This window comes from Pseudomonas putida, assembly GCF_009883635.2.
Classification (GTDB): domain Bacteria; phylum Pseudomonadota; class Gammaproteobacteria; order Pseudomonadales; family Pseudomonadaceae; genus Aquipseudomonas; species Aquipseudomonas putida_W.
This window is the reverse complement of sequence record NZ_CP026115.2, coordinates 4,346,875-4,364,214: the sequence shown is the minus strand read 5'-3', so window position 1 is coordinate 4,364,214 and position 17,340 is coordinate 4,346,875. Positions and strand designations below refer to the sequence as shown.

Here is a 17,340-nt window from a genome sequence, read left to right as displayed (position 1 = left end):
CTCCGCTTGGGCTTTGTATTAGTTGAAGCGTCGCGCACGTCCGCCATGTACGGATCAACAATAGCCAACCCATGGCAAGCCGGACGGTAAAAACCAGACGTTGAACGTGGCAGGCACGTTCAGGGCTCGCCGAAGCTTAACGACTGAGCGGTCATTGCCGCTTGCGAGGCTGCGACAATTTCGGTCAAGGGCTGGCAACTTTACGTTTATGGATGTGTGCAAGGCTGTCAGAATTCCCTCTCATTTCCACAAACCCGAGCCGTTGCCATGCAAATCAAGACCGCCCTGCTGTTCGCCACCCCTTGCGATGACGAGGAAGACAACATGGCGACCTTGTGCTGCCACAGCGACAAGGGGCAGATGTTTCTGCTGACCCGTTATCCGGATGAAGACACCGTCGACCTGACCCTGGATGACGAGCCGTCGACCCTGGATGGGCTGAAGGCGACCTTGAGTGCGCAACGCCTGCTGATCGAGGTGGCGGCCGGGGATCGGGATGCATTGAAGGGAGATGAAGCGCTGGAGATCGTGCTGACTTCGGCGGGGACTGACCTGGAAGAAGTGGCGCTGACCCTGAAGAACATCCTCGATGGCACGGGCACCTTCGTCAGCGAGCTCTGATTTTTTTGTGGCTGCTGGGTGCATGCGGATCGATTTGCAGCGCCTGCGAGACCGAGCGCCGCCCGCGCGGCGCATCGCGAGCTTTGCTCGCTCCTACGTTTGTTTCGGGCCAATCAGTCCTGGGGGATTTGCGCGCGAACGCCTTGGCGCATGCCTCATTTTCGTGTCGTACCAACAAGGCGGTCGTGCGCCCCTGTCACAGGCGTTACTGGCCAAAACAAACGTAGGAGCGAGCAAAGCTCGCGATGCGCCGCGCGGGCGGCGCTCGGTCGCCAAAGCAACAACCCTCTAAAGACATACATCCCAAACCTCTTCACCACCTCGAAACCGTTGACAGCCTACTCCTCCACAGGCATTGTCTGACAACCTGATAACTAGGCAACCGTTTCCATGTTAGAGCTCCAGCGCCCCGACACCCTGGTAGACCGGGTCGTCAGCGCCATTCGCGCCGAGATCGATTCCGGCCGCCTGGCCGCCGAATCGCGCCTGCCCACCGAACAGCAACTGGCCGAACAGCTGAACGTCAGCCGCTCGGTGGTGCGTGAGGCGGTGGCGCAGCTCAAGGCCGATGGCGTGCTGATCGCCCGTCGCGGACTCGGCTCCTACATCTCGCAAACACCCGCCGGCACCGTGTTCCGCTTCCCCGGCAGCAATGGCCGCAAGCCGGACCTGGTGCAGATGTTCGAAATGCGCCTGTGGATCGAGACCCAGGCCGCCGCCATCGCCGCCCGCCGCCGCGACGAGCAGGACCTGGCCCACATGGCCAAGGCCCTGCAGGAAATGCTCGACAAGCGCAGCGACTTCGCCACCGCCTCGGCCGCCGACGTGGCCTTCCACCGGGCGATTGCCGAAGCCAGCAAGAACGATTACTTCGTGGCCTTCCACGACTTCCTCGGCGGCCAGCTGGCGAGCGCCCGACGCACCGCCTGGGAAAACTCCGCTGCCCACTCGGTGGGTGGTTCGGCCGATGCCAATCGTGAACATCAGGCGCTGTACCAGGCCATCGCCGATGGCGACCGCCAGGCGGCCGCAGCCTGCGCCGAAGCGCACCTGCGCGCCTCGGCGAAGCGCCTGAAGATCGACCTTCCCGCCCTCGACTGACCTCGGAGAAACCGACGCGGCCTGACGCGGGCCTTTTTACGCACTACTTAGTCTGACAACCTGATAAGCAGATCCACCGACAAGAATACCAAGGTACCCCTGCATGACTTACGACTACTGCATCATCGGCGGCGGCATCGTCGGCCTCGCCACCGCGATGGCCCTGCTCGAACAGCGCCCGGGCGCATCCCTGCTGATCCTGGAGAAGGAAGCCAGCCTCGGTCGCCACCAGACCGGCCACAACAGTGGCGTGATTCATGCGGGCATCTACTACGCACCGGGCAGCCTCAAGGCCGAACTGTGCAAGCGCGGCGCCCAGGCGACCAAGGACTTCTGCAGCGAGCACGGCATCGCCTTCGAGGTCTGCGGCAAATTGCTGGTGGCTTCCAACGACCTGGAAGTGCAACGCATGCAGGCACTGTACGAGCGCTCGCAGCAGAACGGCCTGAAGGTCGAGCGACTGGACGCTGCCGCGCTGGCTGAACGTGAACCGAACATCGTCGGCAAGGGCGCGCTGTTCCTCGATGCCACCGGCATCGTCGACTACACCCAGGTGTGCAACGCCATGGCCAAGGTGATCCGCCAGGCTGGCGGCGAGGTGCACCTGTCCACCCGCGTGCGCGCCATCCAGGAGCACGCCGACCATGTCGCCATCGGCACCGACAACCACACCTGGCGCGCCCGCCAGCTGGTGGCCTGCGCCGGCCTGCAGTCCGACCGCCTGGCGCGCCTGGCCGGGGTGAAGATCGACCATCAGATCATCCCCTTCCGCGGCGAGTACTACCGCCTGCCGGCCAGCAAGAATCAGATCGTCAACCACCTGATCTACCCGATTCCCGACCCGGAGCTGCCATTCCTCGGCGTGCACCTGACGCGCATGATCGACGGCAGCGTTACCGTCGGCCCGAACGCCGTGCTCGGTTTCGGCCGCGAGAACTACCGCAAGCTTTCGGTCAACTGGCGCGACGTGGCCGAGTACGCCCGCTTCCCAGGGTTCTGGAAAACCATCTGGAACAACCTCGGTTCCGGCACCACCGAGATGAAGAACTCGCTGTTCAAGCGCGGTTACCTGGAACAGTGCCGCAAGTACTGCCCATCGCTGGAAGTGGCAGACCTGCTGCCCTACGAAGCGGGCATTCGCGCCCAGGCGGTGATGCGCGACGGCACCCTGGTGCATGACTTCCTGTTCGCCGAGACCCCACGCATGGTGCATGTCTGCAATGCCCCGTCGCCGGCTGCCACCTCGGCCATTCCGATCGGCCAGATGATCGCCGAGAAGATCCTGAAGGCCCGCTGAAATCTGCGTCACCCACAACTACAAAGACAATAAGGAACCCCCATGTCGGTACATGAGGCGGCCCCGGCCGCGCACGAGACTCCGCAACAGCAACGCAAGCGCCTGCGCAAGGTGGCGGCGGCGACCATCTTCGGCTCGATGCTGGAGTGGTACGACTTCTACCTCTACGCGACCATGGCAGCGATCGTGTTCTCGAAGATCTTCTTCGATGCCAGCAACCCGGCGGTGGCCTCGCTGCTGGCCTTCTCCACTTTCGCCATCGGTTTCATCGCCCGCCCCTTCGGCGGCATCCTGTTCGGCTACCTGGGCGACCGCTTCGGGCGCAAGCATGTGCTGGTGATCACCTTCTGCATGATGGGCGTGTGCACGGCGCTGATCGGGCTGATTCCAGGCTATGCCAGCATCGGCATCTGGGCACCGATCCTGCTGGTGGTGATCCGAATCATCCAGGGCCTGGGCGCGGGGGCCGAGCTGTCCGGCGCAGCAGTCACTTCCTACGAACATGCCAGCGAAGGCAAGCGCGGCAGCCAGGGCGCCTGGCCGGCGCTGGGTCTGAACCTGGGCCTGCTGCTGTCGTCGCTCACCGTGTACCTGCTGACCATGAATGGCAACGAGTTCCTCCTGGCCGGTGGCTGGCGCATCCCGTTCATTGCCAGCATCGCCCTGGTGGCGGTCGGCCTGTGGGTGCGCAAGAGCATCCCCGAGACACCGGACTTCAAGGAACTCGACAAGGCCGATAGCAGCAAGCCACAGGTGTCGCCGCTGAAGCTGCTGTTCAGGAACGACCTCAAGGGCCTGGCCGTGGTGTTCTTCGTGGCCATCGGCTACAACGCCCTGAGCTACATCTTCAAGACCTTCTCGCTGGCCTACCTGACCCAGTTCAAGGGCGTGGAAGCGCATGTCACCTCGCTGTCGGTGACCATCGCCAGCTTGGTGGCGATCTTCGCCGTGCCGTTCTTCGGCTGGCTGTGCGACCGCTGGAGCAGCAAGACCGTGCTGATGCTCGGCGGGGTTCTGTCGGCACTGTTCGCCTACCCGTTCCTGCAGCTGTTGAGCACCGGTGAGCCTACCCAGATCTACATCGCCATCGCGATCGGCACCGGCATTCTTGCGCCGATGATGTTCGCCCCGCAGGGGTCGTTCCTCAGCCGCCAGTTCCCGACCCAGACACGCTCGTCGGGCTTTGGCACCGGCCGTGAGATCGGCACCGCGGTAGCCGGTGGCCTGGCACCGCTGGGCGGCCTGGCCCTGGTGGCCGGGTCGGCGACCCATTCCACCGATGGCGTGGCGCTTATCCTGGCGATTGCCGGGGTGCTGGTGGTGGTGTTCGCCCTCTGCGACCAGGGGCGCAAGCATTCCACTTCGAAGAACTGACCCGAAAGCGTGCGGGGCGCCCTGCAGCGACCGTGACAGCGATAAAAATCGCGGCCTGCATTGGTCGGCACACCCCTGGATAGATTAAAGTATCACCCCCTGCCAGGTCGCCCGCGACCTGGCGCAAACCCAGGAACCGCCGCCGATGGAACACCGTGAAGCGCTGATCGCGCTACGCACCTTTCTTTCCTCCCAGATCCTAGGCCAGGAGAAGCTGGTCGAGCGGCTGTTGATCGTGTTGCTGGCCGACGGCCACATGCTGGTTGAAGGTGCGCCGGGGCTGGCCAAGACCAAGGCCATCAAAGAGCTGGCCGAAGGCATCGAGGCGCAGTTCCATCGCATCCAGTTCACCCCCGACCTGCTCCCCGCCGACATCACCGGCACCGAGATCTATCGCCCGGAAACCGGCAGCTTCGTGTTCCAGCAGGGGCCGATCTTCCACAACCTGGTGCTGGCCGACGAAATCAACCGCGCCCCGGCCAAGGTGCAGTCGGCGCTGCTCGAAGCCATGGCCGAGCGCCAGGTCAGCGTGGGCCGCAGCACCTACGACCTGTCGCCGCTGTTCCTGGTGATGGCCACGCAGAACCCGATCGAGCAGGAAGGCACCTACCCGCTGCCCGAAGCCCAGCTCGACCGCTTCCTGATGCACGTGAAGATCGGCTTCCCCGATGCCGCCGTAGAGCGCCGTATCCTCGCCCAGGCCCGTGGCGAAGCGCTGGGCGGCGAAGTGAAGCCCGAGCGCCGGGTCAGTCAGCAAGCGATCTTTGCCGCACGCAAGGAAATCCTCGGCCTGTACATGGCCGACGCCGTGGAGGAATACCTGGTGCAACTGGTCATGGCCACCCGCACCCCGGCCAAGTTCGACACCGAGTTGGCCGACTGGATCGCCTATGGCGCCAGCCCGCGTGGTTCGATCGCCCTCGACCGCTGCGCGCGTGCCCATGCCTGGCTGGCCGGGCGCGACTTCGTCAGCCCGGAAGACATCCAGGCGGTGCTGTTCGATGTGCTGCGCCACCGCATCATCCTGTCGTTCGAAGCCGAAGCGGCGGGGATCGACCAGGACCGGGTGGTCCAGCGCATCCTCGACGTCGTGGCCGTTGCCTGACCCATGCCCACCGCGCCGCAGGCCGAACCCGGCATCCGCATCGGCCTCGCCGAACTGATCGACATGCGCCACCGCGTGCGCGAGATCCAGCTGTTTTCCCGCCCCGGCCAGCGCAGCCCGCTGGTCGGCCTGCACCATTCCAAGCTGCGCGGGCGCGGCGTGGACTTCGACCAGGTGCGCGTGTACCAGGCCGGTGACGATGTACGCAACATCGACTGGCGCGTCACCGCACGCACTCAGGAGCCGCACACCAAGCTGTTCCACGAGGAACGCGAACGGCCGATCTTCATCCTCGTCGAACAGAGCCAGCGCCTGTTCTTCGGCTCGGGGCTGATGTTCAAGTCGGTGCTTGCAGCCGAGGCTGCCGCGCTGTTCGGCTGGGCCGCACTGGGCCACAACGACCGCATCGGCGGGCTGGTGTTCGGCGATAACGAGCACCACGAGATCAAGCCACGGCGCAGCAAACAGAGCCTGCTGCAGCTGCTCAACCGCCTGGCCAAGGTCAACCAGGCCCTGCACACCGAAGCCGCGCCGCAGACCGACAGCCTCGGCCTGGCCCTGCGCCGCGCCCGTGAAGTACTGCGCCCCGGCAGCCTGGCCATCGTCATCTGCGACGAACGCTCGCTCAGTGCCCAGGCCGAGCAACACCTGGCCATGCTCTCGCGCCATTGCGACCTGTTGCTGATGCCGGTGTCCGACCCGCTCGACCACGCCCTGCCCGCCGCCGGCCTGCTGCGCTTCGCCCAGCGCGGCTCGCAGCTGGAGCTCGACACCCTGGACGCCAACCTGCGCCAGGCCTACCGTCAACAGGCCGAAGCGCGCATCGAGCGCTGGGAGCTGATGGCGCAGAAGCTGCGCGTGCTGCTGATGCCGCTGAGCACCCAGAGCGAGATGATCGAACAATTGCGCGAATACCTGAACGCCCAGCGACCACGGGGCGATTCATGATGAGGTGCGCACAATGAACCCGCTGGACCAGCTGCAACCGCTGATCGCACCGCCAGCGATCGGCCTGTGGCCGCCGGCACCGGGCTGGTGGCTGCTGCTCGCGCTGCTGCCGCTGCTGGTCTGGGGCCTGTGGCGGTTGCGCCGCTGGCGCCCGGGCAAGCGTCCGGTGGTGCGCGCCGAGCTGCCACTCGACCCGGTGCGCCTGGAAGCCCTGGCCGAACTCGCCCGCCTGCCGCGCCCCTACGACGGCGCGCCGGCCGGCGCCTGGCTGCAGCAGATCAACGCCCTGCTCAAGCGCCTGTGCCGCAACCACTACCCCGGCGCCAACAGCCATACCTTGAACGGCCGCCAGTGGCTGGCCTTTCTCGACAACCGCTGCCCGGCCGCCGGCCTGACCCGCTGGATGGTGCTGGTCGAAGGCGCCTACAAGCCCGAGTGCAAGCTCGACGACAAGGCCATCGTCGGGCTCAGCCAGGCGGTCGAAACCTGGATTCGCAAACATGTTTGAACTGGCCTGGCCGTGGGTCTTCGCGCTGCTGCCGCTGCCGTGGCTGGCGCGCCTGGTGCTGCCCGCCGCCGACAGCGGCGAGCCGGTGCTCAAGGTCGGCTTCCTCGACGAGCTGGAAGGCCTGGCCGGGCGCCGCGCACGCCTGAATCTGCCGACCCTGCGCCAGCAGGCGCCGTATGTGCTGATCTGGCTGTTACTGCTGCTGGCCGCGGCGCGCCCGCAATGGCTCGGTGAGCCGGTGCCGGTGGCCGCCAGCGGCCGCGACCTGCTGGTGGCGGTGGATGTGTCGGGCTCGATGGACTTCCCCGACATGCAGTGGAAAGACGAAGACATCAGCCGCCTCGACCTGGTCAAGGCGCTGCTCGGCGACTTCCTGCAGGACCGCGAAGGCGACCGTGTCGGCCTGATCCTGTTTGGCAGCCAGGCCTACCTGCAGGCCCCGCTGACCTTCGACCGGCGCACCGTGCGCACCTTCCTTGACGAAGCGCAGATTGGCATCGCCGGCAAGAACACCGCCATCGGTGACGCCATCGGCCTGGCGGTCAAGCGCCTGCGCCAACGCCCGGCACAAAGCCGGGTATTGGTGCTGGTCACCGATGGCGCCAACAACGGTGGGCAGATCCACCCGCTGACCGCCGCCCGCCTGGCTGCCCAGGAAGGCGTGCGCATCTACACCATCGGCATCGGCGCCAACCCCGAGGCCAGCGGCACGCCCGGCCTGCTCGGCCTGAACCCGAGCCTGGACCTCGACGAAGCGTCGCTCAAGGAAATTGCCGACATCACCCACGGTGCCTACTTCCGCGCCCATGACGGTGCCGAGCTGAACGCCATCGGCGACACCCTCGACCAGCTGGAGCCAGTGGCCCAGCAACCGACCCAGGCGCGCACCGCCAAAGCCCTGTATGCCTGGCCGCTGGCCTTGGCCCTGCTGCTCAGCGTGTTGCTGGTGGTGGCGGTGCAATGGCCCGACAACCTGCTGCACAAGGTGCTGCGCAAACCGCGTTTCCTGCAGCCCCATCCGGAATGGCGCCAGCGCCTGAAACGCCTGCGCCTGAGGAAACGCCGATGATCGATTTCTGGCCACAATGGCTGCGCCCGCTCTGGCTGCTGGTCGTGCCCCTGCTCGGCTGGCTGCTGTTCAAACTGTGGCACCGACGCAAACGCGCCGGGCGCTGGCAGATGATCCTGCCGCCAGCGTTTCACCCGGTGCTGCTTGGCGGTGGTAGCGGCAGCAACAGCAAGCTGCCGTGGGTGGCCCTGGGCCTGGCCTGGCTGCTGGTGGTGCTGGCCCTGCTCGGGCCGAGCTGGCAGCGCCTGGAAGAAACCCGCCAGCGTCCGGCCGACCCGCTGGTGATCCTGCTCGAACTGACCCCGCAGATGCTTGCCGAAGACGTTGCGCCCAACCGCCTGGAACAGGCCCGGCGCAAGATCCTCGACCTGCTCGAACACCGCAATGACAGCCAGACCGCGCTGATCGTCTATGCCGGCAGTGCGCACACCCTGGTGCCGCTGTCGGATGACCTTGGCACCACGCGTAACCTGCTGGAAGCCATCGACCCGTCGATCATGCCCAAACCCGGTCAACGCGCCGACCTGGCCGTACAAAAAGGCCTGGCCCTGCTGGCCCAGAGCGGCCTCGGCCAGGGTCGCCTGCTGCTGGTCGGCTCGGCGCTGAGCGCGCCGGAGCGCCAAGGCATCACCCAGGCCCTCGGCCGCCAGGGCCCGAGCCTGCTGATGCTCGGCATCGGCACCGGCGACGGCGCGCCAGTGCGCCAGGCCAATGGCGAGTACCTCAAGGATGACCAGGGTGGCATCCTCCTGCCGCGACTCGACAGCGCCAGCCTCAAGGCCTTCATCAGTGGTACCGGCGGGCGCTACCGCCATGCCCGCATCGACGACCTCGACCTGCGCGGCCTTGGCCTGTTCGACAACCCGCGCCACCTGCACGATGCCGGCCAGACCCTGCAACTGGACAGCTGGGCCGACCAGGGCTACTGGCTGTTGCTGCCGTTGTTGCTGCTGGCCGCCTGTGCCGGGCGCCGCGGCTGGCTGTTCTGCCTGCCGCTGCTGCTGGCCCTGCCGCAACCGAGCCAGGCCTTCGAGTTCAATGACTTGTGGCTGCGCCCCGATCAACAGGGCCAGATGCTGCTGCGCAAACAACGCCCGGCAGACGCCGCCCGGCACTTCCACGACCCGCAATGGCGCGGCATGGCGCTGTACCAGGCCGGCGACTATGCCGGTGCCGCCGAGGCCTTCGCCCAGGGCGACAGCGCCGCAGCCCACTACAATCGAGGCAATGCCCTGGCCCGCAGTGGCGAACTGGAAGCCGCCCTGGATGCCTACGAACAGGCCCTGGAGCGCCAGCCCGACCTGCAGCCGGCACTGGCCAACCAGGCGCTGGTGCAGCAACTGCTGCAGCAACGTGAGGCCCAGGCCGAGGAGCAACCGGCCAACAGCGATGCCCAAGGTACCCCCGGCAGTGAAACCGAAGGCAACAGCAGCTCGGCCAGCAGCCCTACCCAAGGCACGCCCGGCAGTGAGGAACAGGCCAAGGCCGAACAACCCGGCGAAGGCAGCAACAACAGCCAGGCGGCGCCTGGCAACCAGGGCGGCGATGACGACAGCATCACCCAGCCGCCGCAGCGCCCGGTATCGACCAGCCTCGATGCCGAACAGCGACAGGCCCTGGAACAATGGCTGCGCGAGATCCCCGACAACCCGGCGGAGCTGTTGCGGCGCAAATTCTGGTATGAACAGCAATTGCATCAGGAAAAAACACGATGAGTCGCTTCGGCGTCTTTCTACTCAGCCTGTTGTGGGCCGTCATGGCCCAGGCCCTACCCACGCTGCAGGCCAGCGTCGACCGCACGCGCCTGGAGGCCGGCGAAACCCTTGAGCTGACCCTCGAAAGCCAGGACGTGACCCAGTTCGGCAAGCCCGACCTGCACGCCCTGGACAGCGACTTCGAAGTACGCGGCACACGCCAGCTGAACAGCCTGCACACCCTCGACGGGGAAACCCGCGCCAGCACCCGCTGGATCATCACCCTGCTGCCACGGCGCAGCGGCAGCCTGCGCATCCCCGAACTGCAGCTGGGCCAGTCGCACAGCCAGGCCATCGACCTGCAAGTGCTGCAGGCCGACAGCAGCCGCCCGGAAATCGCCTCGCAGGTGTTCGTCGAGGCCACACTGGACAGCAACGAAGTGTACGTCCAGGCCCAGGCCGTGCTGACCCTGCGCATCTACCATTCGGTGTCGCTGTACGACGACAGCAGCCTGAGCCCGCTGCAGCTGGAAAACGCCAAGGTTGAGCCGCTGGGTGAATCGCGCACCTACGAGAAAGAAATCAACGGCGTGCGCCACGGGGTGATCGAAACCCGCTACGCGGTGTATCCGCAACAGAGCGGTGACCTGGACATCCCACCGTTGACCTTCACCGCCACCGCCGCCGACAACGGCCAGCAGGCCGCCGGCACCGCCCGGGCAGGCCGCCAGGTCCAGGTCAGTTCGTTGCCGCTGCGCCTGGCCGTGCGCCCCATTCCCGCCGACTGGCCCGCCAACGTGCCGTGGCTGCCGGCGCGCAGCCTGACCCTGGAAGAACACTGGAACCCCGACCCGGCAAGCCAGCAGCCACAGATCGGCGACTCGCTGACGCGCAGCATCACCCTGCGCGCCGAAGGCCTGTCGAGCACCCAGCTGCCGCAGCTGCCCGCCACCGAAATCGTCGGCCTGCGCCGTTACCCCGACCAGCCGGTGCTGCGCAACGAGATCAGCGAGCGCGGCATGACCGCCAACCGCGAGGAACGCGAAGCCCTGGTGCCGACCCACAGCGGCAACCTGGCCTTGCCGGCAGTGGAAGTCACTTGGTGGAACACCCGCGAAGACCATCTGGAGCACAGCAGCCTGCCGGCGCGCACCCTGGACGTGCTGGACAACCCGGCGCTGAGCGCCGACTCCCCGGCCGGCGACAGCAGCGGCGCCAGCCACCTGCTCTGGCCCTGGCAGCTCGCCACCCTGCTGTTCGCCCTGACCACGGTGCTCGGCTTCGCCCTGTGGTGGCGCGCCCGCTCGCAACCAGCGGTGCTGCGTGCCGCGCAGAACGGCCCAAGCCCGCGCACCCTGCTGGACGACCTCAAGCGCGCCTGCCAGGCCAACGATCCACAGGCTACTCGCCAGGCGCTCGATGCATGGGCGCGGCAGCAGCCGGAAACCCTGGCCGAGATGGCGGCGCGCTTCGTGCCGCTGTCGGATGCGCTGGATGGGTTGAACGGGGCGCTTTACAGCGAGAGTGGGCAATATTGGCAGGGTGAGGATCTGTGGCGGGCGATTGGCACGATTCCGCCGGCGGAACAGGTGTTGTTGCCTGCGGGCGAGAGTGGGAGTTTGCCGCCGCTTTATCCGAAGTGAGGGGGTGGCTGAGAGGTGCATGCCTCCGGATTTTCAGCGCCTGTGAGATCGAGCGCCGCCCGCGCGGCGCATCGCGAGCTACGCTCGCTCCTACGTTTGTTTCGGGCCAATTATTCCTGTGGGATTTACGCGCGAACGCCTTGGTGCATGGCTTGGTATCGCGCCGTACAAACAAAAGCGGTCGCGCGCGCCTGCCACAGGCGTTACTGGCCAGAAATAAACGTAGGAGCGTGCAAAGCACGCGATGCGCCGCGCGGGCGGCGCTCGATCTCACAGGCGCTGAATCTCCCCCGCCAGGCACCTGGCAGCCCTGACGCAATCAGAAACTCAATCAACCCAAGCTTGGGTTACCATACCCGGCTCCGCAAAGCCCATCATTCACGCCAAGCCCCCGGCTTGCTGACTCGACACCGACAGGTCATCCATGCGTCTGTTTCACACCTCCGACTGGCACCTGGGCCAAAGCCTGCACGGCCAGGAACGCGACTTCGAACACGCCTGCTTCCTCGACTGGCTGCTCGGCCAGCTGCGCCTGCGCCAGCCGGACGCGTTGCTGATCGCCGGCGACATTTTCGACACGGTCAACCCGCCGGTCAAAGCCCAGGAGCGACTCTACGACTTCATCGTCCAGGCCCACGAGCAGCAGCCGAAGCTGGACATCGTGATGATCGCCGGCAACCACGACTCCGGCTCGCGCATCGAGCTGCCCGCCGCGCTCATGCGCCGCCTGCGCACCCACGCGCTAGGCCGTGTGCACTGGCTCGACGAAGGCCAGCTGGATGCCGAGCGCCTGCTGATACCGCTGACCAACGGCCGCGGCAAGGTCGCCGCCTGGTGCCTGGCCCTGCCCTTCCTGCGCCCGGCCGAAGTGACCGGCCCGCAACTGGGCGACGACTACCTGCAAGGCATCACCCAGGTGCACCAGCAGCTGATTGGCGCGGCGCAGAAAAAGCGCAAGAAGGACCAGGCACTGATCGCCATCAGCCATGCGCACATGGCCGGTGGTGCGGTGTCGGAAGACTCCGAGCGCAGCCTGATCATCGGCAATGCCGAGGCCTTGCCGGCCAAGCTGTTCGACAAGTCGATCAGCTACGTGGCGCTCGGCCACCTGCACAAGCCGCAGAAGGTCAACCGCGAAAGCCGCATCCGCTACAGCGGCTCGCCGATCCCGCTGTCGTTCGCCGAAATCAACTACCCGCACCAGGTGGTGGAAGTCGAACTCGACGGTAGCGAGCTGGTCAGCGTCGAGCCGCGCCCGGTACCGCGTGCGGTGGCCTTGCAGCGGGTCGGCCCGGCGCCGCTGGGCGAACTGCTCGAGCAACTGGCCGAGCTACCGGTGATCGACCTGCTCGAAGACCCCAACCGCCAGCCTTGGCTGGAGGTGCGCGTGATTCTGGACGAACCGCAACCCGATCTGCGCCTACAGATCGAAACCGCGCTTGAGGGCAAGGCCGTGCGCTTGATCCGCATCAGCGCTGAGTATGCTGGCCGCAACAACAGCGAAGACGACGACCTGGCATTCGTCGAACTGGCGCAGATGACCCCGCAGGACCTGTTCAGCCGCGCCTGGGAGCAGGCTTACGGCAACCCCGTCGACGAGCAGGCCCTGGCCGATTTCGCCCTGCTGCTGCAGGACGTCCAGCTGGAAGAGGAACAGCCATGAAGATTCTCGCCATCCGCCTGAAGAACCTGGCATCCCTGGCCGGCCCGGTCGACATCGACTTTACCGCCGAGCCCCTGGCCAGCGCCGGCCTGTTCGCCATCACCGGGCCGACCGGCGCCGGCAAGAGCACCTTGCTCGATGCCCTGTGCCTGGCCCTGTTCGGCACGGTTCCGCGCCTGAACGACATCGGCCGCGAAGCCAAGGTACCGGACGGCGACGGCGAAATCCCCACGTCCGACCCGCGCAACCTGTTGCGCCGTGGCACCGGCAGCGGCTTTGCCGAAGTCGACTTCGTCGGCATCGACGGCCACCGCTACCGCGCCCGCTGGGAAGCCAACCGCGCCCGCGACAAAGCCAACGGCAAGCTGCAGTTCAGCCGCCAGAGCCTGTACGACCTGGACAGCGAACAGGTGCTGGGCAGCGGCAAGAGCGAATACAAGCAACTGATCGAAGCCCGCCTTGGCCTGAATTTCGAGCAGTTCACCCGCGCGGTGATGCTGGCGCAAAGCGAGTTCGGCGCCTTCCTCAAGGCTGACGACAAGGAGCGCAGCGAGCTGCTGGAAAAGCTCACCAACACCGCCATCTACACCCGTCTCGGCCAGCGTGCCTTCAGCAAGGCGCGGGAAACCGGCGAAGCACACAAAGCCCTCAATGACCGCGCCAGTCACTTGTTGCCGATGGCCGCCGAAGCCCGCGCCGAACTCGACCAGCGCCTGGAGCAGGCGTTGCAGCAGTTCAAGACCGACCAGGCCGGCGAGCGCCGGCTCGAGCAGCAACGCAACTGGCTCAATGAACAACGCCAGTTGCAGGCCCAGCACGCCGAAGCCAGCGCCACCCTGCAAGCCGCCGAACAGGACTGGCAGCAACTGGCCGAGCAGCGCCTCGACCTGCAACGCCTGGAGCGCCTGGCGCCGCAGCGCCACCAGTTCCACCGCCAGCAGATGCTCGGCGCGCAACTGGCACCGGTCGCTGCGCAGATTGCCGAGCAACAGCGCCAGCAAACCGAATTGCACACGCGCACCGCAGAGCTGGAACAAGCATTGCTGGCGTCTCGCGAGGCTCTGGCGCAGAGCCAGACCCTGCACAGCGAAAATGCCCCACGCCTGCGCCAGGCCTTCGCCGGCCAGGACAGCCTGATACGTCTCGACCAACAACTGGCGGGGCAACGCAGCGCCTGCGATCAGGCCGCGCAGCAGGTCGCCGAAGGCCAGCAGCAACTGCAGCAAACGGAAGAGAATCAGCAGCGCAGCCAGCAGCAACTGACCCAGATCGACACCGCCCTGGCCGACAGCCAGCACCTGGCCGGCCTGGCCAATGCCTGGCAGGCCTACCTGCCACAACTCAAGCAGGTGATGCTGATCGGTGGTCGCCTGGCCAAGGGTCGCGAGGAACTGCCCGGCCTGCAGGCCCTGGCCAGCCAGGCCAATGTCCAGCTGCAGACCCAGCGTGACCACTTCGAGCTGCTGTTCCGCGAAGCCAAGGCCGAACCCCAAGCCCTGGCCGAACAGATCGACCTGCTCGGCAACATGCTGCAGGACAACCGCAAGCAGCAACGCGCCGTCGAGGAGTTGTCGCGCCTGCATGGCCGTGAACAGGAGCTGCGTCAGCAACTCGATGCCCTGCGTGAGCGTCAGCAGCAGGCCATGCAGCAACGCCAGCAACTGATCGGCAAAGGCACGGCAGCCAAGGCCGAACTGGAGGCCGCCGAACAGGCGCTCAACCTCACTCGCCAGTTGCTGGAACGCCAGCGCCTGGCGCGCAATACCAGCGTTGAGGAACTGCGCGGCCAGTTGCGCGATGGCGAGCCCTGCCCGGTATGTGGCAGTGCCGAACACCCGTTCCATCAACCTGAAGCCCTGCTGCAGAGCCTTGGTCGCCATGACCAGGTTGAAGAAGAAGCCGCGCAAAAACAGGTCGAAACCCTCAACGGCAAGCTGGTCGAGCTGCGCACCCAGCTCGGCGTGGTCAACGCCCAGCTCAAGGACTATCAGCAGCAACAGCAGCAGCTTGGCGAACAGCTGCAACCGCTGGTGGCGCAGGTGCAGGCGCACAGCCTCTGGCCCGCCCTCGCCCCGCAGGACGACAAGGCCCGCAGTGCCTGGCTCGACAGCCAGCTGCGGCGCCTCGACGAAGAAGTCGGCAAGGACGAGAAGCGCCTGAGCGCCCTGCTCGCCCTGCAGAAGGATGCCGCCCGCCTCAACCAGCAACTGCAGGCAGCGCAGGAAGCCCAGCAACAGGCCCAGCGCCATCTCGACCAGCAGCACCAGGCCTTGGCCAGTGATGAGCAGCAGCTAGAGCAGGGTCTCAAGGACTTGGCCAACGTACTCCCGGGCGACGTACTCAATGCCCTGAGCGATGACCCGGCCAATGCCTTCCTCGCCCTCGACCAGCAGATTGCCCAGCGCCTGCAACAGTTGGAGCAGCGCAAGGACGAGCAGGAAGAACAGCAAGCGCGCCAGGTGCAGCTGGACAAGCTGCGCGACCAGCAGCAAGCCCGCGTGCAAGCCCTGACGCAGGTAGAGCAACAGCTCGCCGCGCTCGACAGCCAACGTCAGCAGGCCCAGGCCGCGCTGGCCGAGCTGCTCGGCGAGCAGGCCAGCGCCGAAGCCTGGCAGCAGCACATGGACAGCCAGCTGGAGCAGGCCCGCGCCGTCGATGCCGACACCGCCCAGCGCCTGCAGGACCTGCGCACCCAGGGCGTGCAACTGGCCAGCGAACTCAAGGCCAATATCCAGCAGCAGCAGGCACTGGAAAGCGAGTGCCAGCAACTGCAGGGCGACATCGCCCAGTGGCGCGCCGAGCATCCAGAGCTGGACGACGCCGGGCTGGATCGCCTGCTGGCCATCGACGACGCCCAACTGGGTGAGCTGCGCCAGCGCCTGCAAGGTGCCGAGAAGGCCATCGAGCAGAGCCGCGTGCTACTCCAGGAACGCGCACAGCGACTGCAGCAGCACGCCGCGCAGATGAGCGTCGATGCTTCGGTCGAGAACCTTGAGCAAGCGCTGGGCGAGCTGCGCGAGCGGATGGCCGGCCATGAACAACAATGCGCCGAACTGCGTGCGCAGCAGGCCGACGACCAGCGCCGCCAGCAGGCGAGCCAGGCCCTGGCCGGGGAAATCGAGCAGGCCTACCAGCAATGGCAGCGCTGGGCGCGGCTGAACGCGCTGATCGGCTCGGCCTCGGGCGACGTGTTCCGCAAGATCGCCCAAGGCTACAACCTCGACCTGCTGCTGCACCACGCCAACGCCCAACTGCGCCAGCTGGCGCGCCGCTATCGCCTCAAGCGCGGTGGCAGCGCCCTGGGCCTGCTGGTGCTGGACACTGAAATGGGCGACGAGCTGCGCTCGGTGCACTCGCTGTCAGGCGGTGAAACCTTCCTGGTCTCGCTGGCCCTGGCCCTGGGCCTGGCATCAATGGCTTCGAGCACACTGCGCATCGAATCGCTGTTCATCGACGAAGGCTTCGGCAGCCTCGACCCGGAATCGCTGCAACTGGCCATGGACGCCCTCGACGGCCTGCAGGCGCAGGGGCGCAAGGTCGCAGTGATCTCCCACGTGCAGGAGATGCACGAGCGCATTCCGGTGCAGATCCAGGTGCGTCGCCAAGGCAATGGCCTGAGCGACGTAGAGGTGTGCGGGTGATTCTCTACTCGTTCCGCCGCTGCCCGTGGGCCATGCGTGCGCGCCTGGCGCTGCGCTATGCCGGCTGCGCGGTGGAGATCGTCGAGGTGGCGATGAAGAACAAGCCGGCCGCACTGTTGGCCTTGTCGCCCAAGGGCACGGTGCCGGTGCTGGATACCGGTGACGGTGTATTGGAAGAGAGCCTGGACATCATGCGCTGGGCACTGCAGCACAACGACCCACAGGACTGGCGCCTGCAGGCCGACCCCGCCGCCGCACAGCACGCCGAGGCGCTGATTGCCCGCAACGACAGCACGTTCAAGGCGCAGGTGAACCTGTACAAGTACGCCGAGCGCTACCCGGAGCACTCACGCGAGCATTATCGCCAGCAGGCCGAGGCCTGGCTGGCGGAGCTTGAGCAGTTGCTCGAAGGCCGGCCATACCTGCTGGCCGATCACCCGAGCCTGGCCGATGCCGCCCTGTTGCCCCTGATGCGCCAGTTTGCCGGGGTCGAACCGCAGTGGTTCGCCGAGGCGGCTTATCCGCGGGTGCGGAGCTGGCTGGAGGGGTGGTTGGCTTCGCCGCTGTTCACCTCGGTGATGGCGCGTTAAACAACTATCGACTACAACGGGGTCCCTGTAGGAGCGGGCTTGCCCCGCGAAACAGACGACGCGGTGCCTGGCTCCGGCTTCGCCGG

General features: G+C 66.4%; 13 protein-coding genes. All 13 read left to right on the top strand.

What is annotated here, in order from left to right; all coding sequences use genetic code 11:
• Nucleotides 1–267 precede the first annotated feature (267 nt).
• The 13 genes from C2H86_RS19905 to C2H86_RS19845 all read left to right on the top strand — a co-directional run bounded on the left by C2H86_RS19905 (nt 268) and on the right by C2H86_RS19845 (nt 17,254).
• Nucleotides 268–621, top strand: a complete 354-nt coding sequence (locus C2H86_RS19905; protein ID WP_159409466.1) for a hypothetical protein — start codon at nt 268–270, stop codon at nt 619–621.
• 390 nt (nt 622–1,011) lie between these two features.
• Nucleotides 1,012–1,722 (top strand): FadR/GntR family transcriptional regulator, encoded by a 711-nt coding sequence (locus C2H86_RS19900; RefSeq protein WP_159409465.1) that lies wholly within the window; start codon nt 1,012–1,014, stop codon nt 1,720–1,722.
• A 103-nt stretch (nt 1,723–1,825) separates the two neighbouring features.
• Nucleotides 1,826–3,019, top strand: coding sequence for an L-2-hydroxyglutarate oxidase (gene lhgO / locus C2H86_RS19895; protein WP_159409464.1), 1,194 nt, complete (start codon nt 1,826–1,828; stop codon nt 3,017–3,019).
• Nucleotides 3,020–3,061: 42 nt separating this feature from the next.
• Nucleotides 3,062–4,393 (top strand): MFS transporter, encoded by a 1,332-nt coding sequence (locus C2H86_RS19890; RefSeq protein ID WP_159409463.1) that lies wholly within the window; start codon nt 3,062–3,064, stop codon nt 4,391–4,393.
• A 145-nt stretch (nt 4,394–4,538) separates the two neighbouring features.
• A complete protein-coding gene (locus C2H86_RS19885; RefSeq protein WP_159409462.1) occupies nt 4,539–5,498 on the top strand; it encodes an AAA family ATPase in 960 nt (319 codons plus the stop codon).
• Between the two features lie 3 nt (nt 5,499–5,501).
• Nucleotides 5,502–6,446, top strand: a complete 945-nt coding sequence (locus tag C2H86_RS19880) for a DUF58 domain-containing protein (RefSeq protein WP_159409461.1) — start codon at nt 5,502–5,504, stop codon at nt 6,444–6,446.
• A 13-nt stretch (nt 6,447–6,459) separates the two neighbouring features.
• Nucleotides 6,460–6,954: a DUF4381 domain-containing protein gene (locus C2H86_RS19875; protein ID WP_027919336.1), complete on the top strand. Its 495-nt coding sequence runs from the start codon at nt 6,460–6,462 to the stop codon at nt 6,952–6,954.
• Nucleotides 6,947–8,023 carry a vWA domain-containing protein gene (locus C2H86_RS19870; RefSeq protein ID WP_159409460.1) on the top strand — a complete coding sequence of 359 codons (1,077 nt, stop codon included), beginning with the start codon at nt 6,947–6,949 and terminating at the stop codon, nt 8,021–8,023. The genes C2H86_RS19875 and C2H86_RS19870 overlap by 8 nt, the downstream gene beginning before the upstream one ends.
• Nucleotides 8,020–9,738, top strand: coding sequence for a tetratricopeptide repeat protein (locus C2H86_RS19865; RefSeq protein WP_159409459.1), 1,719 nt, complete (start codon nt 8,020–8,022; stop codon nt 9,736–9,738). Before C2H86_RS19870 ends, C2H86_RS19865 begins: the two co-directional genes overlap by 4 nt.
• The gene (locus tag C2H86_RS19860; RefSeq protein ID WP_159409458.1) at nt 9,735–11,360 is read left to right on the top strand and encodes a BatD family protein; all 1,626 of its coding nucleotides are present in this window, start codon (nt 9,735–9,737) and stop codon (nt 11,358–11,360) included. Before C2H86_RS19865 ends, C2H86_RS19860 begins: the two co-directional genes overlap by 4 nt.
• A 424-nt stretch (nt 11,361–11,784) precedes the next feature.
• Nucleotides 11,785–13,023: an exonuclease SbcCD subunit D C-terminal domain-containing protein gene (locus C2H86_RS19855; protein ID WP_159409457.1), complete on the top strand. Its 1,239-nt coding sequence runs from the start codon at nt 11,785–11,787 to the stop codon at nt 13,021–13,023.
• Entirely contained in the window at nt 13,020–16,664 is a 3,645-nt protein-coding gene (locus C2H86_RS19850) for an AAA family ATPase (RefSeq protein ID WP_159409456.1), read from the top strand. The genes C2H86_RS19855 and C2H86_RS19850 overlap by 4 nt, the downstream gene beginning before the upstream one ends.
• Nucleotides 16,661–17,254: a glutathione S-transferase gene (locus C2H86_RS19845; protein WP_159409455.1), complete on the top strand. Its 594-nt coding sequence runs from the start codon at nt 16,661–16,663 to the stop codon at nt 17,252–17,254. Before C2H86_RS19850 ends, C2H86_RS19845 begins: the two co-directional genes overlap by 4 nt.
• The last annotated feature ends 86 nt before the right edge of the window (nt 17,255–17,340 follow it).